This window comes from Kitasatospora sp. NPDC088391, from assembly GCF_044753345.1.
Taxonomy (GTDB): Bacteria; Actinomycetota; Actinomycetes; order Streptomycetales; family Streptomycetaceae; genus Kitasatospora.
This window is the reverse complement of sequence record NZ_JBIVNB010000008.1, coordinates 303307-324821: the sequence shown is the minus strand read 5'-3', so window position 1 is coordinate 324821 and position 21515 is coordinate 303307. Positions and strand designations below refer to the sequence as shown.

The 21515-nt window shown below is 65.6% G+C and carries 18 protein-coding genes; 6 read left to right on the top strand and 12 right to left on the bottom strand.

Features of this window, described 5'->3' with window-relative positions; translation table 11 throughout:
* The first annotated feature begins 227 nt into the window (after positions 1 to 227).
* Entirely contained in the window at positions 228 to 1175 is a 948-nt protein-coding gene (locus ACIQBJ_RS24560) for a hypothetical protein (protein WP_400714395.1), read from the top strand.
* A gap of 89 nt (positions 1176 to 1264) precedes the next feature.
* Here ACIQBJ_RS24560 and ACIQBJ_RS24555 read toward each other — a convergent pair whose 3' ends face one another.
* From ACIQBJ_RS24555 to ACIQBJ_RS24525, 7 genes are all read right to left on the bottom strand, one after another.
* The gene (locus ACIQBJ_RS24555; RefSeq protein ID WP_400714392.1) at positions 1265 to 1858 is read right to left on the bottom strand and encodes an ATP-binding protein; all 594 of its coding nucleotides are present in this window, start codon (positions 1856 to 1858) and stop codon (positions 1265 to 1267) included.
* Positions 1859 to 1927: 69 nt separating this feature from the next.
* Positions 1928 to 2668 carry a class I SAM-dependent methyltransferase gene (locus ACIQBJ_RS24550; RefSeq protein ID WP_400714389.1) on the bottom strand — a complete coding sequence of 247 codons (741 nt, stop codon included), beginning with the start codon at positions 2666 to 2668 and terminating at the stop codon, positions 1928 to 1930.
* A 65-nt stretch (positions 2669 to 2733) separates the two neighbouring features.
* Complete coding sequence (locus ACIQBJ_RS24545) at positions 2734 to 4119, bottom strand: hypothetical protein (RefSeq protein ID WP_400714386.1); 1386 nt, start codon at positions 4117 to 4119, stop codon at positions 2734 to 2736.
* Between the two features lie 4 nt (positions 4120 to 4123).
* A complete protein-coding gene (locus ACIQBJ_RS24540; RefSeq protein ID WP_400714383.1) occupies positions 4124 to 4891 on the bottom strand; it encodes a hypothetical protein in 768 nt (255 codons plus the stop codon).
* Between the two features lie 40 nt (positions 4892 to 4931).
* Positions 4932 to 5510 carry a hypothetical protein gene (locus ACIQBJ_RS24535; RefSeq protein WP_400714380.1) on the bottom strand — a complete coding sequence of 193 codons (579 nt, stop codon included), beginning with the start codon at positions 5508 to 5510 and terminating at the stop codon, positions 4932 to 4934.
* Positions 5511 to 5662: 152 nt separating this feature from the next.
* Positions 5663 to 5962, bottom strand: a complete 300-nt coding sequence (locus tag ACIQBJ_RS24530) for a hypothetical protein (protein ID WP_400714377.1) — start codon at positions 5960 to 5962, stop codon at positions 5663 to 5665.
* A gap of 88 nt (positions 5963 to 6050) precedes the next feature.
* Complete coding sequence (locus ACIQBJ_RS24525; RefSeq protein ID WP_345278801.1) at positions 6051 to 6560, bottom strand: nucleoside-diphosphate kinase; 510 nt, start codon at positions 6558 to 6560, stop codon at positions 6051 to 6053.
* A 340-nt stretch (positions 6561 to 6900) separates the two neighbouring features.
* On the opposite strand from ACIQBJ_RS24525, the gene ACIQBJ_RS24520 reads away from it, so the two are divergent.
* The 3 genes from ACIQBJ_RS24520 (at position 6901) to ACIQBJ_RS24510 (ending at position 10582) form a co-directional block, all read left to right on the top strand.
* Complete coding sequence (locus ACIQBJ_RS24520; RefSeq protein WP_400714373.1) at positions 6901 to 7551, top strand: NUDIX hydrolase; 651 nt, start codon at positions 6901 to 6903, stop codon at positions 7549 to 7551.
* Entirely contained in the window at positions 7548 to 7958 is a 411-nt protein-coding gene (locus tag ACIQBJ_RS24515) for an NUDIX hydrolase (protein ID WP_400714370.1), read from the top strand. Before ACIQBJ_RS24520 ends, ACIQBJ_RS24515 begins: the two co-directional genes overlap by 4 nt.
* Before the next feature lie 626 nt (positions 7959 to 8584).
* Positions 8585 to 10582 carry a DNA cytosine methyltransferase gene (locus ACIQBJ_RS24510; protein ID WP_400714367.1) on the top strand — a complete coding sequence of 666 codons (1998 nt, stop codon included), beginning with the start codon at positions 8585 to 8587 and terminating at the stop codon, positions 10580 to 10582.
* A 164-nt stretch (positions 10583 to 10746) separates the two neighbouring features.
* Here ACIQBJ_RS24510 and ACIQBJ_RS24505 read toward each other — a convergent pair whose 3' ends face one another.
* The 4 genes from ACIQBJ_RS24505 to ACIQBJ_RS24490 are packed head-to-tail and all read right to left on the bottom strand — an operon-like array spanning position 10747 to position 18078.
* The gene (locus tag ACIQBJ_RS24505) at positions 10747 to 12768 is read right to left on the bottom strand and encodes an AIPR family protein (RefSeq protein WP_400714364.1); all 2022 of its coding nucleotides are present in this window, start codon (positions 12766 to 12768) and stop codon (positions 10747 to 10749) included.
* On the bottom strand, positions 12761 to 13768 hold the full coding sequence (locus tag ACIQBJ_RS24500) for a PD-(D/E)XK motif protein (protein ID WP_400714361.1): 1008 nt from the start codon (positions 13766 to 13768) through the stop codon (positions 12761 to 12763). Before ACIQBJ_RS24500 ends, ACIQBJ_RS24505 begins: the two co-directional genes overlap by 8 nt.
* Positions 13765 to 16554 (bottom strand): Z1 domain-containing protein, encoded by a 2790-nt coding sequence (locus ACIQBJ_RS24495; RefSeq protein WP_400714358.1) that lies wholly within the window; start codon positions 16552 to 16554, stop codon positions 13765 to 13767. Before ACIQBJ_RS24495 ends, ACIQBJ_RS24500 begins: the two co-directional genes overlap by 4 nt.
* Positions 16555 to 16602: 48 nt before the next feature.
* Positions 16603 to 18078 (bottom strand): ATP-binding protein, encoded by a 1476-nt coding sequence (locus tag ACIQBJ_RS24490; RefSeq protein ID WP_400714355.1) that lies wholly within the window; start codon positions 18076 to 18078, stop codon positions 16603 to 16605.
* Between the two features lie 459 nt (positions 18079 to 18537).
* Between ACIQBJ_RS24490 and ACIQBJ_RS24485 the strand changes: the two genes are divergently transcribed.
* Entirely contained in the window at positions 18538 to 20046 is a 1509-nt protein-coding gene (locus tag ACIQBJ_RS24485) for a PE-PGRS family protein (protein WP_400714352.1), read from the top strand.
* Here ACIQBJ_RS24485 and ACIQBJ_RS24480 read toward each other — a convergent pair.
* Positions 19985 to 20764, bottom strand: coding sequence for a PE-PGRS family protein (locus ACIQBJ_RS24480; RefSeq protein WP_400714349.1), 780 nt, complete (start codon positions 20762 to 20764; stop codon positions 19985 to 19987). The genes ACIQBJ_RS24485 and ACIQBJ_RS24480 overlap by 62 nt on opposite strands.
* Positions 20765 to 21076: 312 nt before the next feature.
* On the opposite strand from ACIQBJ_RS24480, the gene ACIQBJ_RS24475 reads away from it, so the two are divergent.
* Entirely contained in the window at positions 21077 to 21478 is a 402-nt protein-coding gene (locus ACIQBJ_RS24475) for a YccF domain-containing protein (RefSeq protein ID WP_400714346.1), read from the top strand.
* Positions 21479 to 21515 lie beyond the last annotated feature (37 nt).

Here is a 21515-nt window from a genome sequence, read left to right as displayed (position 1 = left end):
GGCCGAAGTCGACAGGCATTGCTGCTACTTGGCAAGCCGAGAGTCGTGTGCTCTGCCTTCAGCGGACTGTGATGCTGGTCGCTTGCCGATCGCGTCGATCTTCGATCGATGCGTGTGCTACGTTCCGAAGTCCAACCGAAAATAGGCGACCCCGGCGGTGCTACCAACACCCCGGGGTCCGGCAACAGGAGTGCGACCTCCCGATGCGTGTCCATCGTAGCGCCCACGTGCGCAACTTCACGGTGCTGCCCAACTGCGTGCTGCAGTACCGGCAACTGTCCTACACCGCACGCGGTTTGCTCGCGGACCTCCTCTCCCGCCCCGACGGCTGGCGCGAGGACGGTCGCCACATGGCCGACAGCAGCCCCCAGGGACGCGGCGCGATCCGCAAGGCCCTGAAGGAGCTGGCCGACGCCGGCTTCTACCAGGTCGAGAAGGTCCGGATGCCCGACGGCACCATCCGCACGGAGACCCACGTCTACGACACCTCGCAGCTCGTGGTGCCGGGTGCCACCCGTCCGGTCTCCGGTGGAGCGACCACCGGTGGTGCTGACGTCCTTCCAAAGGATCGCTACCAAGAACCCTCCCTCCCCGATCCGCAGACCGCTCCCGCCGACGAGCCGCAGGCGATGGCGGGAGGGCGGGAGGAAGATCCCGAGGAGGACACCGACCGGCAGCCCGCGACGATGCCAGACGGCCCAGCCCGCGAGGCGGTCGCCACGCTGTTCCGGGCGATCCGCCCGGAACCCCGACTGAGGCTCGGCGCGGCAGAAGCCGAGGAGCTCGCACCCCTGGTCGCCCAGTGGCTGGAACGCGGCAGCACCTCCACCGATCTCGCCGCCGCGCTACTGCCGGGCCTGCCCGCCCCGATGCACTCGCCCGCCGCAGTGCTCCGCAGCCGACTGGAGCGCAAGATGCCGCCCGTCCAGGTGCCCGTGCGCCCCGCAGCGGCCCGGTACGCCGAGTGCGCCAAATGCCACGATCCAGTGCTCCAGCCCGGCATCTGCCGCCCCTGCGCGGGCCTCGGAACCCGCGCACCTGCCGTTGGCGACGGCGAAGCCGCCACTCCAGGTGGAATTGCCCGAGTACGGGCGGCTCTCCTGGCTGCCAAGGCCACGTCGTGCGACCGGGGCCAGTCGAAGCTGCCTACGGCCAGCTCTCCCGGAGTGGCTTGAGAGGTGGCTGGATGACGGCCTACCGGCAGGCCATCGGGATGCCAGAGGAGGGATCGACATGGGAGAGACCGCTTCACAGATGCCCCTCTCTACAGCCCCCGCAGGCCGACCAACACTCGGCCCATGAGCTGGGGATCATCAACTGCGAGCTGCTCGTCGGTGATCGGCTTGAACGGTCGAGGCCTGCCCGCCCGATTCGACGCCGCCCGCGGAGCCGCTGTCACTGACTGGGCCGCCAATTTCTGTATGCCGAGGCGGAGCTTGGCCCACACCACCTTGCCGCCGCCCGGCGGCTGGTAGTGGCCCCACTGGCTGCTCATGTGCTCGACCAGGAAGATGCCGCGTCCGCCTTCGGCTTCCTCGCCGACCTGCTGAAGCACCGGCGGCCGCGGGTCGTGGTCGGCGACCTGGACGACGACGGCCTGGCCGCGCAGCTGGAGGTCGAGTGCGAAGGTCTGCACCTTGGACAGCACCGCCGAGGTCAGCTTCTCGGGTTGCTTCGTACCGGGGTGCCGGACGGCGTTGGTGGCGAGCTCGGATACCACCAACAGCACGCTGTCGATCAGGTCGGGAGGCACCTGCCAGCGGCTCAGCACGTCTCGGGTGTGGCGCCTGGCCCAGCCGACGGCGTTGGGGGTGTCAGCCAGCAGCAGGTGGCTGCGCGCGGTGGGGACTTGCGACATTGCGGACGCCTCCCGGCGAGGCGGTGGCCGAGCTCCAGCTCGACCACCGCGCTGGTTGGGGCCGAGTTCCTACTTGGTGGCGATGACGTAGACGCTGGCCCACTCGCGCTTCGGGTTGGCCAGGGTGGCATCGAAGGGCCAGGGCTCGACCGTGGTGAAGCCGGCCTCGCTGAACAGCTGGACGAGCTTCTCGAAGTCGTATGCCCACAGGTGCGGGGTGTACTTCGGGTCGTCGTCCTGGTCCCGGAAGACGTAGTTGACCAGATCAAGGAAGGTGTTGATGTCGCCCTGGCAGCTGCGCTTGGCGTACCAGCGCTCGACCATCTCGGTGGTCTGGTCCGGCGCGGCCGGGTAACGGTCCAGCACGAAGGCGGCGTCCGGCACGCCGGTGACGACCTGGCCGCCCGGCGCCAGCACGCGGTGGGCCTCGTGGGCGAAGCCCTTGGCCGACCGCGGGTAGTCGATGTGCTCGAGGAAGTGCTCGTTGAAGAGCAGCTCGACGGTGTTGCCCTGGAGCGGCAGGCCTTCTCGCACGTCCCACAGCAGGTCGGCCGGCGGCACCAAGTCGATGTTGAAGAAGCCGTCGAGCTGGTGGCTACCACCGCCGATCTGAACCTTGGTCGGCCGCTCCTCGAGTCCATTGGGGTACGCCCGCTGGCTCGCCCGGTGGTAGCGGCTGAGCTCGATCTCCTTGGCCGCGGCGCGCAGCGTTCGGGCCAGGCCGTGGGTGGTGGTCGGCTCGGCGAGGGCGGCCGTGATGTGCTCGCCGAGCAGGTCGATGGACGGTATGCCGCAAATGTCTCGGGGCATGGCAGACGTCTCCCTTGGGCGTGGTGGCTTGGGTGGAGTACCGAGTTGCGTGAGCTGAGCAGTGATCAGGCGGCGCTGGGCGCGGGCTGGGACCACTGGTTGTTGCGCATGAGGGTGGACCGGAGGTCGACCAGGCGCGGGGCGACCGTCAGCTCCAGCTGCTCGGTCGGGTGGAGGTTGCCGGCTTCGTCGGCGTCGGCGCGCCAGACGCGGTACTGGAGGTCGGGGTAGGCCGGGTTGATGCCGATCTCGCCCTTGGGGATGGTGCCGTTGAAGGGCACCGGGATGTCGAGGTGGTTCCAGTAGTTCCAGGCTTGGAGTGCCTTGACCTGGTCGAAGTAGAAGTAGAAGTCGGGGGAGCGGCCGAACGTGCGCAGCTCACGGTGGATCAGATGGCCGAGCAGCGGTCCGAGTTGGGTGGCGAGGCTGTCGAACTCCCACTTGGTGTGGCGCCAGCGGTCTGGCATCTGGCCGGGGGTGAAGAGGCGGGCGGCGACCAGGTGGCTGAGGCGGTCGGTCAGGTAGGCAGCCGCGGCGGTCGGGTCGAGGGTGGAGTCGACCTTCACCAGGGTGTCGGCGAGGGCGGGGACGTGGAACTTCGCCAGGTCGAACCGGCCGATCATCCCGGGGACGGCGAAGAGCAGCTCCTTGTAGAGCCAGTTGTTGAACTCGCCCAGCTCGGCCAGCCGGCGCGTGCGTGGGCTGGTGGAGTGCAGCATGGCGTACTCGGACAAGGCCTCGAAGAACAGGTAGCCGAGGATCGGCAGCCGCGGGATGGTGGCGTCGAGCTGCCGCAGGAAGTCGACGGGATCGACGGTCGCGCCCTGGTAGGCGATGGCGGCGGCGGTCGCCAGGAAGGCGGTGGAGTTCTTCACCCGGCTGACCACGGTCTCGCGCAGCTGGTGCCGCTCGGCCTTGGACAGCAGGTACTCGAGGTGGGTGTAGATGGCCAGGTGGATCGACCCGAGTCGGAGGTAGTCCACGCCGGCCAGCCCTTGGTACGCCTGCGGTGGCAGGTCCAGCTCGAAGACCAGCGGGGTGGGTCGGTGGTCCGGTTGCCCGATCTTCGCCAGGAAGGCTGGCGCCTCGCGGTCGAGGATGTAGGAGCCCAGGTTGTGCGGCCGGAAGCCGTGGTTGGTCGCGGTGAGCGGCGCGCAGTAGATGCTGCCGACCAGGCACCCGCCGGAGGGATAGAGCACGCCGTCCTGGTTGATCTTCTCCAGGGCGTGGGTGACGTGCAGCAGGTGGAGCTTGCCGCCGGTGGCCAGGGAGTCGAACAGAGCGTTGCGCCGAAGCAGGTGGCCGTTGGGGGTGCCGAGAGATAGCCGGTCGGTCCAGGCGACCTTCTGGATGCCGAGCGGATCGTCCGGGTTGGGCATCGCCGGCACGAGGCTGGTGCCGAAGAAGGCGTGGGCGTCGGCCCAGCTCTCGTAGGAGTCGGTGAAGTCCACGGTGCTACACCAGCCCCTTCTCGGCCACGGCGTAGCGGACGGCGGCCACGCCGGAGGCACCGGCGAGGAAGGCTTCTTCGGAGACGACCACCAGGTCGAAGGCGAGCGGCAGCAACTGGTCGAAGGCCGGCTCGCGAACGTACCGGCTGTTCGGCCACCAGGAGCGCTTCGGCAGCCGGTAGCGGTCGAGAGCGTCCGCTGCCTTCACCAAGTCGCAGATCCGCTCGGCCCGGCTGTAGTCGGCGCGATCGTCAGCGGTGAACGCCTCGTACGGCACCTCGTGCAGCCGGACCGCGGTGGCGGCGCGGATGATCTCGCTTGGACTGGGCGTGCGGCTGAAGTGCGACCAGACCAACTCGGCGTTGGCCGCCAGCCAGACCGCGGCTCTGCTGCCGTGGCCCTGGTCGTCCTTGTCGTGTTGACGCTGGCAGTCGTGGACGGCCGCCGCGATGACCGTGGCGGCGGTGTCCGTCTCGTTCAAGCCGTGCCAGTCGGCCAGCAGCGCGGCGATGACGGCCGTCCGCAGACCGTGGCGGTGGCCATGGATGGAGTCGGCGAGCTGTGGCTCGGCGAACCACCGCGTGGGGATGGCGGCTTGCTCCACCAGGGCCTTGGTGGATGGCCGGAGCGACGGCGGCCAGGCCGGCGGGAAGTCGGGCCGGTTGGCCTTGATCCACTCGACCGTGGCGGTGTCGGTGAACTGGTGGAGCGGGAGTTCCTTGCGGGCAGCCAACTCGACCAAGCTGTCCGTGTGGGTCGTGCTCGTGCTCATCGTGCAGCCCACCCCCTCGGTGGTCGGGACGGTGGGTGTCCTACCGGATCTCGGCCGACTGGGCGGCCTTTCGCGCAGCTTCCTTGGTCTCGAACGCGGCGGTGAAGTCGGCCAGCTCCTGCTCGGTCATGACGGTGACGCCCAGCTCGGCGGCGACGTCGATGATCTCGGCGGCAGCCTCGTCGCGATCGGTGTCGGAGGCGCCGTCGTCGAGCAGCCGCTCGAACTCGGCGTGGTAGCCCCACGCTTCGCTCCACTTGACCGCGATCTCGACGCCGCGGAAGCGGAAGTTGCGGCGGAAGTTGAAGGCCTCGTGGCGGGTGTCCTCGAAGCCGAGCGCGCCGAACAGCTGGACGGCCGCGGCCACGTCCGCCTGGGCGATCGGGAACTCGGTCTCGCCGAACGCGGCGCCCCGGCCGATCTTGCTGTCCTTGAGCGTGATCTTCGCGGTGCCGGCGGACTGGTTGTCGGTGACCTTCAGCAGCTGGTCCGGCAGCACGAAGAAGTGGATCAGCTTGTTGTCCTGGCCCAGGTCCTCGCCGTCGCGGACGAGCCGCTCCACCAGGGCGTCGTGGGTGTCCTTGTCGAACCGGGCGCGCATCTCGATCTCGACGGCCAAGGCAGTCGTCCTCTCCTGTTTCGGGCATGGCTGATGGCCCGCACCGGCGTCAGGTACCCCCTGGTCGGTGCGGTGATCGGTATGAAGTTGGTGGTGCGCTGGCGGTGCGGCCGGTCTCTGCTCCCTGACTGCACCGCCAGCAGCTCGCTACGTCAGGCCTGCTCGCCGAAGCGCTCGCGGATGACGCCCGCGTGCAGGTAGTTCGGCAGCGGTACGCCGCCGACGGCCGTGCGCTTGGTCGCCGCCTGGTCCTCGGTGTCGGCCGGGAAGCCCTCCAGCAGCTGGAGACACTGCGTCACCCACTCGCGGGACTTGCTCCAGTCGCCGGCGTCCCGCAGCAGCAGCGCTAGGGCATACGCCGTCTCGGCCGCGGCCCAGCGGTCCGTCGCCAGTTCCTGCTGGAAGGCGGCCTCCAGCTCAGTCGGCGAAGCCAGACGGATGGTGTTCGTCATCGGTGCCTTCTCCTCGTTTCGTGCCAGTCGTTCTCGTGGTGGTGAACTTGGCCGACGTCACCGGAGTGACGCCCGGGAGGCCGCCGAATCAGTAGATGTACGTCTCGGCCAGCGTCTTATAGTCGAACAGCTCGTCCTTGGCGAACCAGAGGTCGACTTCCTGCGCGGCCTCCTCGCGGTTGCCGGAGGCGTGGATCAGGTTGGCCACCGCCTTGCCGACGGCCACGCTGGCGCCCCGGCTCATGTGCGAGAAGTCGCCGCGGATGGTGCCGGCGGGCGCCTGGTCCGGGTAGGTGCTGCCAACGATCTTGCGGACCGTGGCGATGGCGTCGTAGCCCTCCAGCACCAGGGCGATGACCGGCCCCTGCTGCATGAAGGTTGCGGTCAGGTTGTAGACCTCGGAGCCAAGGCGCTCCTCCAGGTCCGCGTAGTGCTTGCGGGTGAACTCGGCGTCCATCCACTTCATCTTCGTGCCAACGACCTTGAGCGCGGCGTCCTCGAACCGCTGCAAGACTCGGCCGGACAGACCACGGGCCACTGCATCGGGCTTGAGCAGGACGAGCGTGCGCTCGATCTGGCCCTGGGTCTCCTCGGTCATTTGTTCCCTTTCCCCTGCCAGAGTGGCGATTTGACGGTGCATCAAACACGTCTGGCACTGAGGTTACCCGTGTGAGTGAAGCGGTTTTGCGCGTTGGGCTGGCAGGGCTGTCACCAGGTTGAAGAAGCACCAGACGTACCCGATGAGCTCGCCTAGAATCGCTGCGGCCCCGCCCGTCCTTGGTGGGCGAAGCGCTCGCAACTGGCGCTCGGGGTCGGAGTGTTCATCGGCATGGGTCAGAGTCTGGCCGCATCCGATCCCCGTCACCATGCACTGCCAGTGCAGCTGCGGTGCAGTTTGATGGCAGCGCGGCAGCAGCACCCAACAGAGTGGGGACAGCGTGGACGTCGTGGAGACCTGGACCGGCAAGTCAGCCTGCCAGCTCCAAGAGGCGCTGCGCGACACCAACGAGGCCTTCGCCGGCCGGCTCGGCATCGGGCTGCGAACGGTGGCCAGCTGGCACCAGAACCCGGAACTCGTCCCTCGCGCCGAGATGCGGCAGCTGCTCGACCAGATCCTGGAGAAGGCGCCGTCTGCCACTCAGAAGCGGTTCGCGCTATTGACCGCCGAGGCCAACAGCAGCCTCGCCGCAGCCCAGGCCTTGCGAGTCGCCATCGCGGTCGTGGTGCGCGGGGCCGAGGTGCTGCTCGTCTGCCGTCGGGACGACGAGTCAGCCGGCATCCGCTGGCAGTTCCCAGCCGGGGTGATCAAGCCGGGAGGCAGCCCGGCGTCGGCGGCCGTCCGCGAGACGCTCGCCGAAACCGGCGTCCACTGCGCCGTCCGCCAAGACCTCGGCGGCCGGCTCCACCCGACCACCGGCGTGTGGTGCCAGTACTTCCTCGCCGAGTACCTGGTCGGCGAAGCCCAGAACCAGGACACGATCGAGAACGCCGACGTCATGTGGGTTCCGAGAAACGCCGTGCCGCGGTTTATCCCCGTCGATACGATCTTCCCGCCCATCCTGGCTACCTTGGAGGAGTCGCAGACATGACCGAGCAGACCGACAAGCCGGGCATCGCCGCCGCCATCGTGGTCCAGGACGACCGCGTCCTGATGGTCCAGCGCCGGGTCACGGAGGGCGAGCTGTCGTGGCAGTTCCCCGCCGGTGAGGTCGAGGCCGGCGAGACGCCCGAAGAGGCTGCTGTCCGCGAGACGGCGGAAGAGGTCGGCCTGACAGTGAAGGCGACGCAGCTGCTCGGTGAGCGCGTTCACCCGAAGACCGGCCGGCACATGAGTTACACCGCCTGCGAGATCGTCAGCGGCACCGCCACGGTGGTCGACACCGAGGAACTGGCCGAGCTGGCGTGGATTACCTACGAGCAGATCGCCGAGTTCGTGCCGTACGGTCTGTTCGAGCCGGTGCAGCAGTACCTGGATGGAGCTCTGGCGTCTTTCTGAACAAGGGTGACCCCGCAACTGTGGCCCCGGTCAGGCTGAACCCGGCTACGACAGGCCCTGTCGGCCCAATGTCTGGCGAGGCACTTCGGGCTGCTGAGGGGCAGCCAAGGCTTCTCCCTTCCCTGACCGGCCCAAGGGCCTGCTTGATGTTCTCGAAGCTGTACGGGGCGCCGATCTTGGCCGCCGTGCGCCCATGTGTGATCAGCATGGGCTGGGCGAGCTGGCTGGACGCTCTCCGTCACAGACGCTGGTCCGCGCGTAGGGCAGAGCCACGGTTCGTGGTGGTGTGGTCCTGGCAGAGGAGGCGACCCGTGATCGAACGTGTCTTCTGGGGTGGGTGTCTCGTTGAGACCGGTGACGCTCGTGGGTGTGCCGTCCTGTGGAACGCGGCGGTAGCGAGGGGTGAGCTAGGGGGCTTCCTTTACCATAGGTGGTTCAAGGAGGAGACGGACTGCTTTAAGTCACGCGTGGGGCACGGTGAGTGAACTGCGGTGTTTGCTGGGCAAGTCACCAGCGTGGCAGTCGAGGTTCTATAGCGGCGAGGGCCAGCCGGAAGCCTTGCTTCCGCAGTGTCGTGCGTGATCTCCTGGAGGTCGTTCAGGTCGGCAGGTATGGAGGAGCGGGTCGTGGCGAAGGAGAAGGGGGCCAAGAACACGTATGGCGTGCCCTTGGAGCGTAGCGACTACTTCAAACCGGGCAAGCACAGGCACCACTGTGAGCCGGAGGATTTCAGGATGTGGATTCAGTCCGGTTTTGGAAAAGGTAAGCGCCTGGCTGTCGACCTCTTCTCGGGGGCGGGCGGGCTGAGCCTGGGAATTGAGCGAGCTGGGTGGACCACCGCCGCAGCCGTGGACTTCGACGAGCGGGCCCGTGAGACGCATGCGGCCAACTTCCCTGGCATGAGCCTTTGCGTCGACCTCGGAGATGAGAGCAAGCGGGACGAATTCGTCCAGAGAATCCTTGACTCCGGCGCCGAAATCGACATGGTGGCAGGTGGTCCGCCCTGTCAGCCGTTCAGCCGGGCTGGACGCAGTAAGATCCGGCACTTGGTTGAGTATCACAACCGCGACCCGCACGACCTCCGCAAGGAGCTCTGGCGAGCCTACGTCGATGTGGTGGAGAAGCTCCTTCCGCGGGTCGTTCTCATGGAGAATGTTCCCGACATGGGGCTGGGCGATGATTTCAGCGTAATCCGCGTTATCGCTGCGGAGCTGGAGAACATTGGGTATGTGACCGACGTGCGCCTCGTCGATGCGTGGAACTATCGCGTTCCGCAGCATAGGAAGCGTCTGATTCTACTTGCACGGAGAGATGGTAGTGGCTTTGAGTGGGGAAAGCCGCAGAAGCAGACCACTCTTCGGGATGCTATTGGCGATCTTCCGGCCCTTGATCCCAAGGCATTGGAAGCAGTGGGCGCCCGTAACGGAGTCTACGACGAGCAGCAGAAGTCGAAAGTATCTCCCTTTGCCAGGGAGATGCGCAAAAAGGCAGAAGCTGGCGTAATTCACGACCACATGACGCGGCGAGTTCGTAGTGACGACTTCAGGATCTTCACGGTCATGGATTCCAAGACTCTCTACTCAGATCTTGAGGAGAAGCTGGAAGATGATGAGAAGAAATTCCAGAGGTACGATGCGGAGCAGTTCACCGATAAGTATAAGAAGCTGGACTGGAATGAGCTAAGTCGGACCATTACTGCGCATATTGCAAAGGATGGTTACTGGTATATCCATCCTGAAGAGCCGCGAACGCTGACCGTGCGTGAAGCTGCGAGGATTCAGACTTTCCCAGACCGCTTTCGTTTTGCGGGAACGCGGAGCGATGCCTTCCGGCAGATCGGAAATGCGGTACCCCCGCTTTTGGGTGAAGCGGCAGCTCGAGTTCTTTTGTCGCAAGACGTCCCTGCCGAGGAAAAGGCTGTAGACAAGTGGCCCAAGCTGCGTGACGATCTGACTCGCTGGGCCAAGGCGCAGCGTGCTGGTGACCAATGGCACCAGTTCCCGGGAGGTCGGAAGATGAGGCCTCTAGGGGCTCTTGTCATGGCAGTGCTCTCGGGAAGCAAGCTGAATCCGAAGCAGCTTTCTAGCGCGATGGATGATGTTGCAGGGTGCAGGGAACTGACAAAGGACGTTTACCTCGCACTTGTGAACGCGGCGCCGACAGCAGCGGTCCGCAAGCGTCTGGAAGATCGCCTGGGTGCAGTCGTCGACAGACCTGAGGTCTGGACGAGCGCAGATTCGGTTCTTGAACACAGTAAGGTAATGGGGCTCAAGCCGGGCGAGCTCGCGCTGTTCAGGCTGCTGGCCGGCGGCGATATCATGCTAGTCAGCCAGGGTGCTTTGCGGGTGGCTGCGAGAGTTCAGCAGAACGATTCACACCTGACTAACCGACTGACCGAGGGGCGGCTCAATCTCATCAAGATCCTCGGTGCTGGCCGCGATGCACCAGTGCGCATGGCTGCCATCCGGTTTATCGGTGAGAATCTGTGCCGTGACAAGCAGCCAATTTGCGAAAGCTGCCCGCTGAGTGGCTACTGCCCCACCCGTCCCCGCCTTCAGGAGGGCGAGGGAGCCGGAGCCGTCTTCCAAGCTGCCTTGACTGCGGGCTGGAAATTCCCCTCGTAGCGCACAGGCTGTGCCTGAATGGGCAGTTGACAGTTTTCCGAGGGCGCTAGCCGGTGGTGGTCTGGAGGGTGGGGAACCGGCAGGCTGCACTAGGCGAAACCTTCATCTGAAGAAAGCCACAGAGAACCTGCGGTGGCAGTCCCGGTTGTCCGGGACTGCCACCATCACCGATCTGCGTCGTCGAATCCGTTGGCCTCAGGGTGGAAGCCATGTCGCAGGGCCTCTTCGTGGACCTCCATCGCCTGTCTGGCCTGGGCCCCGGTAACCGGTCGCCCCTGGGACAGGCGCTGTGCGACGCGGTCAGCGAGCTGCCTGTCCACGGAGCGCAGGAACCGGCCTTCACGGGCCCAGTCCGCGAGAGCCCGCCACTCCTCGCTAGGGATGTCCTCTACGGCGGCTTCTGCCTCGTCGGACTCGGTGCTTTCGAGAGAGACGATCTCGAACGGCTCAGCTGTGAGCTCGGCGGCCAGCGCCTCTGGGAGCTCCCACGGGATGCGCGACACCTCGTCCCAACAATCTGACTTCTTTGCCCACTCCGACACGTGCCGGTCGCCGGAGATAACTGTCTCCATGATCAAAGGACAGAGTTCGTCCAGGGCGCCCTTCACAGCCTCCGTGGTGCCCTGCTCGTTCCAGATCCTGTCGAGGTCTATCCGCTTCTCGGTAGCGAGCGAGAGCCGGGCGACCGTGTAGGTCGTGATCAGCCGCTTGTGGCTGCCGGCCGAGTGCGCACGGGCGATCCGGTCAGCAGTCTGGAAGAGGAGGGCGGTAGCAATGGCGCGCTTGCAGTACTGAACGTCCACTACGGGATCAGACTTCTCGATCCGTTCCATGAAGTGGGCGAAGTTCTTTTGAGCGGCGCGACTTACCCAGTATGGGAGCTGCTCCCAAGAATTCACGAAAGCGGCTAGATCTGACTTGCTGAATCGCTGTCGGCTTGGCGTGATCAGCTGGAACTTGCGCTGGGCGGCGCGGGTATCGTACTCGGCGGATTTGTCGGTGTACTGGCCCCGTGCCCGCTCGTAGAACCATCGCGTCTCCTGACCACTGCCACCGGTCGCAGGAGCCCAGAGGCTTCGAGAGACACGCTCGAAGGCGACGTGGAAATCGTGGTTCGAACTGAAGTCGACCAACGTCACCTTGTTCTGGGTGTTGGAGTATCGGGAGATCCTCGGAACGATCTCGGACAGGTATGCCGGATCGACGATCGTCAGCTTCATCTGCACATGAACTCCGTCTAGATCCCGCTTGTCACGGGTCAGGACGTGGTGCAGCGAGGCCGTCGTCTGGCCGCCGTTGACGATCTGGAGGCCGGCCATGCTCCTGATGGCAATCGGGCTACCCGCCTCGTTCATCTCGAAGTCCACAGCCGAGGCAGTAGCAGTCACGCCATTGTTATAGGCAAGGAACTTTCCTGGGGCGTTCAGGAGAGTGTCACGGATACCCTTATTCACCGCTCCGCGGGCTTGGAGGAAGGACCGGACGTTGAGCTCGAGCAGTCGGGTTCGGTGCTCCTTGTACAGCTCAGCTAGCTGTCGGCCAGGGATCACGGCTAGGACGACCGAGTAGTTCGGCTCCTCACTGTGAGCTGCCAGGCAGGGAAGCGGTTGCTCGAAGGTCACCGTGATCGGCTCGCTGATGCTCCCAGAGGTTTTGTTCCTATGGAGCCGAGCAAGATCCCAGAGCTCGTAGCTGACGGGGATTCCCTCAAACTCTGTTGGCCCCGGGGCGCTTGTCGTGCAAACCCGGTTGCTGAGAAGAAAGAGGCGGATCTTCGGGACATCCGACAACGCCTTCTCTACGCCGACGCACATGTCATGTACGTCGGTGTTATCCTCCTGGCTGTAGCGGATGGCCTTGTATTTTCCGAGGAACGCGAACAGCCTTCGGAAATACCTTTCGGACTCTGCCTTGGTCAGCTTGCTGCTTGACGGCGTCAGGCTGAAATCCGTTGTGTATAGGTCGAGGCTGGACCCGTCCTCAGGCAGGCCGTAGCCGTAGATCTCCGGTCCCCGGGGGGAGGAGTGGAAGGCGAGTGCTGCGTCGGTAGCCTCTCCCGCTTCCTCAAGGATCTCGAGTACGTACTCAGTGAACTTGTTAGGAATCGAGCCGTCCTCGGCGTCCGCCAGCGCTTGAATGTCGGTGACCAGCGCGCGGGAGTAATCGTGGAGGTCGTGCTCAGCCATGGGTACCTCGGATCAGGTCGACCAGTGCCTCGGCGGTCACACTGTGGGTGGCCAAGGCCGACACATCGACGGTGTAGGTGCAGTTACCGACCCCAGGCGGCAGTTCAGCTTCGACAATACGAGGGAAACCCTCCCCGACCGTCCAGAAATCGCAGCGACGCAGGGTGTAACGATCGTGGTCGTAGAGGTCTCGCTGATTCGACAGGTAGCCGGCTTGGACCAGCAGGCTCTCGAAGCGTTGGGATGTGGATGGGGAGCTCAGACGAGCCCGTATTTCGTCCACCAAGGCGTTCAGACTCATGCCGAGTCCCCGCTGGCGATCATCGAGGACGATGTGTGCCAGCGCGAGGGGCGTGGAGTCTGCGGTGTCCAGTTGCCGCTCGCTGGCGATCTGGACGGTCCGGGGAGCGCGGGCTGTGGTCGCCTTCACTTCGACCGCGGCGCCAGGCAGTTGGAAGTCCTGGTTTGCTTGCCGTGGTCCGGTCCACGAGCTAATCGCTGTGTGTTGGTCAACAGCCGCCAGTACGTACTCAAGGAGGAAGTGGAGTTCGCCGAACAGGCCGCACCGGGCCTGTCGTGACAGGCCGTCGCGCGACACGGAGCGCAGCAGCTGCTGCCACCGGATGTAGCGGTGGACTGCGGCCTCCGCTGCCGTCTCCGTGGTTGGTGCGTTGCTTACCACCTCTGCGATGTCGGAGACGAGAGGGGTGAACACCTCTGTGAGTTCGTCGTCGGTAAGCATGACCTGGAGCTCGTAGCGGTTGCCGGACACCGACGACAGATTCAGCTGCAGGCCACGGGTGGCCTGCAGCTCATGGATCTCCTGACGTACGGCGTCGGCGGTCCTGGCGTCAGTGCCCAGCACCAGCATCCGCCGGAGGGTGGGGTGCGCCACTGACACCTGAATGTCGTGCGGGGAGTCGGGGTGAAGCCGCCGGGTGGACCTGCCCGGGGTCTGCTGGCGCGCCTCCAGCTCCTGCCACATACTCTCGTCGATCACTCTTCGTCCTCGAAGTCGTCGAACTCCATGTCCTGCTTGAACCAGATGTCGTTCACCACGTACTCGGTCTTCAACTGATGGCTGGAGAACGGGAAGCTAATGGCGAACCCGACCAGCGGAGCGACCGGCTCGGGGTTCCCCGACGACTTGGTCACCTCGGCCGGGTTGAGGGGATACAGCAGAAGCAATGGCTGGTCAGGGCGGCGCTGGTGACGCAGAGGGCGGCCGCGAGGGATGTCCGGGTCGAGCGGTTCGCCCTTCCTGTTGAGGTTTCCCTTTGCGGCCTCCTTCGTGGCCTTCAACGCACGGCTGATTTGTTCCTCAGTGAGGTCGCAGAACTCGTCGGCGGGGCTGAGTACGCGCTTAATGGTGTAGCGGCCGGGGACGACTTCTGATGACTTGGAATGGCTGCGCTTGATGAGACCGACGCGATGGCCTCCGATCGTGACAGGAGCCCCCTCGGGCAGTCGGCTCGCGATTCGGATTGTCCAGGCTCCCAACTCACCCTGTTTGGCGCACTGGCGTACGTACTCCGCGATGAATGCCGGCCGCACCCGCTGGGCTTGCCGGTCGGTGAGGTAGGAATCGAGGAAACCCTCAGCGACGTCCGAGGCTGCGACGCCACTCCAGGTGATACTCCCACCCTGCTCGTCCGGCTTCCTGATGGAGACCGCGTCGAGGCGCGCCACGAACGACTCGAGGAGCTCGTGGTTGTTACGAACCACCTTCTCGGATAGATCGAAGATGGTCGTCTCAGGGAGCTCACCGGAGTAGCTGAGGCGGACGCGTGTACCCTGCCTCATCTTGTTGGAAGCCGTGATGCCAAGGCCGAGCGACGATGTCCTGACCTTGAGACCGTACTCGCGGGGGGTGAGCCCTACCGCGGACATCTCCTCGATGTCACGCCGGAGCTCGTCGGTGGCGGCGGTGATCTCCGCGTACTGGCGCTGCAGAGTACGTGTCGTGTAAAGCCGACATAGATCCTCGTAGCGGGGGCGGTAGCCGAACCAGCGGCCCATCTGCAGGAGAGTGTCGTACGTCTTGGAGGCACGCAGGTAGTAGCTGACCGACAGCCCTTCTAGAGTCAGACCTCGGGAGAGCTTCTCGCCTCCTACGGCGATGACAGACAGGCCGGTTTCCCGGCGCTCGTAGTACTGGAGGGCGTCCTTCGCCGCGCCGTTGACGGCCATGACGGTGATCTTCGCAAGGGCGGCGTGGAGATGGGGCTCGACGTCCTCCCAGTCGAGCCTGTCCCCGGTCATGTCCTCAGTGCAGGGGACGAAGTCGTCCTCCCAGAGCTGCCGCAGCTCCTCTTCGAGCTCGTCGCGAGCACTGCTGAACCGGTCTTGGAGTACGTCGAAGAGCAGACGTGCGTAGGCGTCGATCTGGTCGCGGACCTGTTGTTGTACGGCGGTGAAGCGGGTCACGTGCACCAACATCGAGTTATGCACTGCAACTTGCCCGCGCGCTCGGCGTGCCGCACAGGTTAGGACGAAGGATCGGATGGCGCGCTGCAGTGACTCGGGTAGGAAGTCGGGAACCTGCAGGTAGGACTTGTGCTTGTCCGGCACCCAGCGGTCCGTGTCCTTGATGTGCCTTATGAGCGGCAATGGCTCGATGTCCTCCTCGTCACCATCGGTCTGCAGACCGAAGAGACGCTCGGGACCGAGGTAGTTTGACGGTGCCCGCAGGGTGCGGATGAAACTCTCTGGAAAGAGGTCTGGGCCCAGCTCGTCGTGGTTCGTATCGGGGCTGATGTAGATGTTCGCGAAGGGGGTCGCGGTGTAGCCGACATAGGACGCCTTCGTGAAGCTGTTGACCAACCGCCTGATGGCCTTGTTGATCGCCGACGGGTTGGTGTCGGGGTCCTTGGAGGTGTTCACACCGGCGTTGTCGGCTTCGTCGTCGATCACGAACAAGGGGAGATCGGGAACGACCATCCGGCCGGTCTCGGGGTCCTCCACGCCGTGGTTGTCGATCACCCAGTCGCGCAGGTTGTCGATGATCCGCCGGTTCTTCTTGACTACAAGGACCACCGGGACGCTGCCCACCGGCACGTTCGCGGAGACTGCCGTTTTGCGGGCGAAGTCCCCCTTCTCGTGACTGGTGGTGAGCGACGCGGCCTTCAGACGCTTGCCGTGCGACATCGCGCCAACGCCGATATGGCGATGCGCGTCGTCGTCCGATCGGAACTGGTACTGGGTGTCGAAGCCGAGAAGTCCTTCATCGATACGGAGCTGGGTCTGGCTGCGTAGGTCGTTGTGGATCCCGGCGAACACTACGATGAGCCGGTAGCCGGCATCGGCTGCCTTCGCGGCGAGCCCGATGAACTGCCCTGTCTTCCCGGACTGGACCTGTCCGATCACGAGGCCAGTTCGGCGCCAGATACCTTCACGCTGAGGGTCCTCCAGCTCACCGAGAACGTCGTCGGTGCTCTGGTCGAGTCGGCGCACGACCTGTGTCGGGAGCTTGGAGACGCTCAGGAGGTAGCGCCGGTAGCGGTCCCAGAAGTCCCATTCGCGGTCGGCCTTGGCGTCGGCGAGCCACGGCACGTGTCCCTCGTCGTTCTTCAACGCGGAGGAATCAGCTTGGAAGACGGAAGCCCGAGCTTCGAGCACCTTCCGTACCTGGTCACGCTCCACGGTGATCCCTTGCGCAGCGAGGATGCTGACCGCGGTGTTCACAGCGAAGTCCACCTCGATCGGCGTTGCCTGGCGATCACCCGGTAGGAGGAGCATCGCTGTCTGCTCGGCCTTCTCGAGACTGTCTTCGGTGGTAGTGCTCACAGGGACCTCCTGCGGCTGGGTTGGTTGGGGCGGGGACTACAGGGTGGGTCAGGTGTTCCAGAAACCTTGTTGCTCATCGAAGGGAGACATGGAGCTGAGTACTGCCCGGGCGTCCTCAGGGGAGCGGCCCTGCCCGAGGAGCGCTTCGTGCACTTGGCGGGCGATGTCGACCGTTTCCGGAGCGGCTGGCCCTGGTCCGCCGAAAGGCTCGGGGTCGTCGACAGTGTCGGTCTCGTGGAGCATGCGGAGGGCCGTGACCGGGACCGTCTCCTCAAGGAGGCGGATCATCGAGTGGACGACGTCCGGGTTGCCGCCTTGGCCGTCCATGGCCGCCTTCACCAAGGGATGCTTTCTGTTGATCCGCAGGACGATCCGGCCGTCGTGGCGCTTCACATTCCAGGCGAACTTCAGTGGGGCACCGTGCGCCCGCGACACCACTTGGCCACGTTGCCGTGCGGAACGGGAGGCAGCCTCGCGCGTGTACCTGGCGATCCTCTCCAGATGACGACGAAGGGAGACCGGGGGAACCACGCTCGCCTTGCGCACGTCCACACCCCAAGCGGCGTCCGCCTCCGCAGGGATGTCCACGGCGATCCGCGCGAGGTTGTACTTTTCCTCACGCCGCAAGCCGCGGATCCCCAGCCAGTCACCGGCCAGGATCAGGCGGTCACGGCGGTAGACGTAGAACCCCTGTTGCCCCAGCCACCCTCTTTGCCCGGCAGCCGACTCGTACTCGGCCTCCGACAGACGCTGTGCCGTCGGGAGGACGAAGGGCTCCACGCGCACTGACTCCGACCCCAACGGCAGAGGCTCAGAGGGGATCCGTTGTACCGAGGGGTGGGTGGACAGAAACGGGTCCCACGGGAAGAGGTTGGAGCCACGCACCCGGATCCGGCACCGGGCCGGGGGTTTCAAGAAGCGGGCGAAGACCATCGAGAGGTGGGCCTCGGTGCGCTCCGCCTCTGCATAAAACTGGGCCTGGGTCTTTTCGTCGTCAGTGGTCACGGCAGTGTTGTGGTAGCCGGAGAGCTGCTGCCACAGGACGACGGTGCCGTGCTGCATGCTTCCTGCGATCCGCTGCAGGAGGGCCGTGGTCGTGTCGCCGGGATCACGAAGGAGCCGCCACTGCTTGTAGCGCTCCACGATGTCTAGGTCCCACGTCCGGACGTGCCAAATTCCGTCGCTGACCGTGGCAACGGTGAGTTTGCGGCACTGAGAGAAAGAAGCGGACTTGAGCCCCACACCAAAACGGCCGAGATCCGTGGCGCTCCGCTTGGCGGAAGGACCGCGGGCAGCCACCGTCATGGCCGTCACGAGATCGGGCTCAGTCATGCCCCTGCCATCGTCCGTCACAGCGATCCACGAGTCTTGCCCGTCCCACGTGAAGTCGACGTCGATCTGCCTGGCCTCTGCCGAGACGCTGTTGTCTACGAGGTCGGCAACAGCGGCGGGAAGCGAGTAGCCGAGGGAACTGAGCGAGGCCACCATGCCAGCAGGGTCCGGGGCGGCGACATCAAAGTCCATCTTCACGCTCCGTACCCGGTGCATCCGGCCAGCCCTGTGCGGTCGATTCGCCTACGCGCCGCAGAGCGGCGTACGGCAGGACTTCTCGAGCTTCGTGCGGCGAGTGCGCCACTCCTCGTCCTACGGCAGCCGAAATCCCCCCGTCCGAAACATGCTACCCATACGGGCTCGTCTGGGTAGGTGATCTTCGCAGAGGGCTGCCCGCCAGCTTCGCCACCGTAGGCGGTTGGCTCTTGTACTGACCGACACACCACCCCGACCCGGCACGAGATTTCGGTGGTTCTGCCTCCGGCGCTCGTGTTGGTGAGGTACGACGGCAGCATGCTTCGTTGGTCACCTCTGAATGAGCGCCAGCTCTCACTTCTGACTCGCATCGGCGGGAGCGGGAGCCCAGTTACCTCGGACGAGTCCGAACTTGCGCTCACTGCCCGTGCTTTGAAGGAGCGAAGGCTCATCAGCATGCCGAAGGCCGAGGGGGTGAAGTGGCGGGCGGAGATCACCGATGCCGGCCGCTTCTACCTGGAGCACGGGCATCACCCGGACCGCCCTGCTCCGAAACCCAAGACCACGGTCCGGGCACCCGCCGACACGGCATCACAGAGCGGACCTATGAAGGCGGAGCCGCCGCGCGACCAGACCACCACCCGGGCGCCAGCAGAGCGGCAGCAGCCGAGGCCGCCGAAGGAGTCCAGGACTGCGAGCGGTCCGGCGCTGATCAGGCAGGTCCAAGAGGCTGGCCGCTTCCTGAGGATCCCCGATCCGGCGCCGGAGGAGCGGGCACGGCTGCGGCGTGCCTTCGACGCGGCTCGCTCGTGCGCGCCTGATGGGTATCAGCTGAAGTACAGCGGTCGGGCGAAGGGGGACTTCTTCCTTGGCCTGTTGCGGGACAACGGGTTGGACGACACGGAGTGGAACCGGATTCGGCTTCAGCGCAGCCGGGTCCTCACGGACGTGGACGATGTGATCGCGGCGCTGGAGGCCGACCACAGTGCCTTCGAGGTGTCCGAGGAGGTGCTGCCTCGGGTGTTGGCTATCGTCCGTCTTATCGCTCAGGAGGCGTTGTCTCGGCACGGTGAGGTGACGGTCTCGAAGAAGCGGAAGCAGCCGCGGCCGATGCTCTCCGTCCACGGCAGGACGTGGGAGTTGGGCTTCAAGGAGCGGCAGAAGCAGGTCCAGTTCGTCCCTCAGGCCAAGGGGCGGCGCAAGACGTACGACTGGCAGCGGGTGACCCCCGCCTACCGGTCCGAGCCGTCCGGAGAGCTCGACCTCCAGGTGGTTGAACCGCACCCCTACGGCTACGGGTACAGCGGCGGCTGGAAGAAGGACTGCGCCGATACCCCAAAGCGGCAGTTGGAGGAGCAGATCAGCTCGCTCTTCCGGGCGCTGAAGACCCGTGCTGAGGAGCAGGAGCGCCTCCAGCTGGAGCGTGAAGCCGAGCAACGTCGGCTACGGGAGGAGCGCGAGAGGGCGGAGGCCGAGCGGCAACGGCAGGCAGCTGAGCTGAAGGAGCGTCAGCAGCGCGACTGGCAGGCGGCAGTCGCTACGGCCACCGGCGAGGCCGTCGAAGCTTCACGCCTCGAACGGTTCGGATCGGCGTTGGAGCGTTGGCAGGAGGCGCGGGAGATCAGGGAGTTCTGTGTGGCGCTGGACGACGCCGCGGGCCGAGCCGGCGACGTGGCAGAGGCACAACGGTTCCGCGAGTGGTCCGCCTGGGGCAGAGCGGAGGCGGACCGGATCGACCCGACAGCTCCCGGCAGCGGACTCGGCGTCGAGGCCTTGACGACCGAGCCCACCGGCGACGCGCTCCGGCCCTTCCTCAACGGATGGAGTCCGCACCGACCGGTGAAGGAAGCGCCACCTGCCGAGCCCGTCGAGCCACGCCAGCAGGCCGACCCCTGGCGTGATGTCAGCGCCGCACTTCGGGACCAAGGTTGGAGACACGGACCCCAAGGTCGCGCTCAATGGTAGAGGCGATGACGCCATGGCCGCGGTCGCGCAGGGCTTTCAAGGACCGTTCGACGATGGTGCCGAGCCGCTCGACCTCGGCCCGCAGGGCGAGCAGCTCGTCGAAGCGCTCCACCCGCTCCTGACCGCACCAGTCGCGGACCGTCCGGAGGACGTCGTCCTCAGCTTGTAGCTTCCGGTCGTCCCGGCGGCTCCACGACTGCCATGAAGGTTGCGCGCGTTCCTGGTCGAGGGCTTCCTGCCGGCGCTCGACCTCCGGGAGGATCTCCTCGGCCAAGACCTCCGCGGCCCGCCGTGCGATCCGCTCGGTGACCGGCCAGCCGGCCAAGAGCAGGCCGGCCCGGTTCTCGTAAAGCATCGGGTCGGCCCGCAGCTCGGCAGCGTCGAGCCCAAGCCGGTCGGCTGTGGCATCGAGCGTGGTGAGCTCCAGAACGCCGGCATCGGCTGCCGTCGTGCGCAGCCGGACCTGACTCTTGGGCCGGACGAAGCCGAGAACCATCCGGGCCGTCTCGAACTCCGCGGTCTTCCGCACATGCCGGGACGCTTCGGCCAGCGCCAGTTCGGCGGCATCATCGCGTTGGAAGAGCGCGACGTCATCCCACAGAGCAACCAGGGACGCCGGAGCGACCCAGTCCTGCAGGCCAGCGTCCTCGCCTTCGAGGAAACCGGACGTGCACCTGCGCGGAACGGCGCGGGCCGCCCACGCGGACGATCTCCACACGGCGGACCGCGCCGCCGAGCATCTTGGGCTGGGCCCGGTACGCCCAGTTCTCACCGATCTCCATACCGCTATTGAGCCAGGTCACGACAGCTCCTCGCTACCACTTCTCTGCAGCTCGCTGTGGCCGGGGAGCCCTCCATGGCCTGCTGGGGCTCGCGGCTACTGTTCATCACAGACGGGCCGCCATAGTGGGCGACTAGCTCACGGATCGGCCGTTGAACGGGGCGCTCAGGTCATCGCCTTCCGCTCCTTCATGGACTCGCCAGTTGAGGGTATGAACTGTTGCAGGGCGGCTCGTGGGAGGGTGATGCCATGAAGGTGATCGATTTCGTCTTGAACGTCCTTTGGCTGATCTTCTGCGGGATCTGGATGGCCATCGGGTACGTGCTCGCAGGCATCATCTGCTGTGTCCTTATTGTCACCATTCCATTTGGCGTGGCGTCGTTCCGGCTGGCGGGCTACATCCTGTGGCCGTTCGGGCGCACGACGGTGGAGAAGCCTGGCGCCGGGGCCCCGTCGTGCATCGGCAACGTGATCTGGTTGGTGTTCGCCGGCTGGTGGCTGGCGATCGGTCACCTGGTGACGAGCATCCCGCTGTTCCTGTCGATCATCGGGATTCCCTTCGGCTGGGCCAACCTGAAGATGATCCCGATCTCGCTGATGCCGCTCGGCCGTGAGGTCGTCTCCACTGACGAGAAGTTCGGCGCTCGCTGACTCGCAGTTACGGCAGTATCAGCCGGAACCGGAGCGG

Bases quoted from the DNA above. Each gene is read 5' to 3' on its own strand.
- ACIQBJ_RS24475 (WP_400714346.1), top strand. From the start codon at position 21,077: ATGAAGGTGATCGATTTCGTCTTGAACGTCCTTTGGCTGATCTTCTGC.
- ACIQBJ_RS24555 (WP_400714392.1), bottom strand. From the start codon at position 1,858: ATGTCGCAAGTCCCCACCGCGCGCAGCCACCTGCTGCTGGCTGACACC.
- ACIQBJ_RS24485 (WP_400714352.1), top strand. From the start codon at position 18,538: ATGCCGAAGGCCGAGGGGGTGAAGTGGCGGGCGGAGATCACCGATGCC.
- ACIQBJ_RS24515 (WP_400714370.1), top strand. From the start codon at position 7,548: ATGACCGAGCAGACCGACAAGCCGGGCATCGCCGCCGCCATCGTGGTC.
- ACIQBJ_RS24505 (WP_400714364.1), bottom strand. From the start codon at position 12,768: ATGGCTGAGCACGACCTCCACGATTACTCCCGCGCGCTGGTCACCGAC.
- ACIQBJ_RS24525 (WP_345278801.1), bottom strand. From the start codon at position 6,560: ATGACCGAGGAGACCCAGGGCCAGATCGAGCGCACGCTCGTCCTGCTC.
- ACIQBJ_RS24550 (WP_400714389.1), bottom strand. From the start codon at position 2,668: ATGCCCCGAGACATTTGCGGCATACCGTCCATCGACCTGCTCGGCGAG.
- ACIQBJ_RS24530 (WP_400714377.1), bottom strand. From the start codon at position 5,962: ATGACGAACACCATCCGTCTGGCTTCGCCGACTGAGCTGGAGGCCGCC.
- ACIQBJ_RS24540 (WP_400714383.1), bottom strand. From the start codon at position 4,891: ATGAGCACGAGCACGACCCACACGGACAGCTTGGTCGAGTTGGCTGCC.
- ACIQBJ_RS24490 (WP_400714355.1), bottom strand. From the start codon at position 18,078: ATGGACTTTGATGTCGCCGCCCCGGACCCTGCTGGCATGGTGGCCTCG.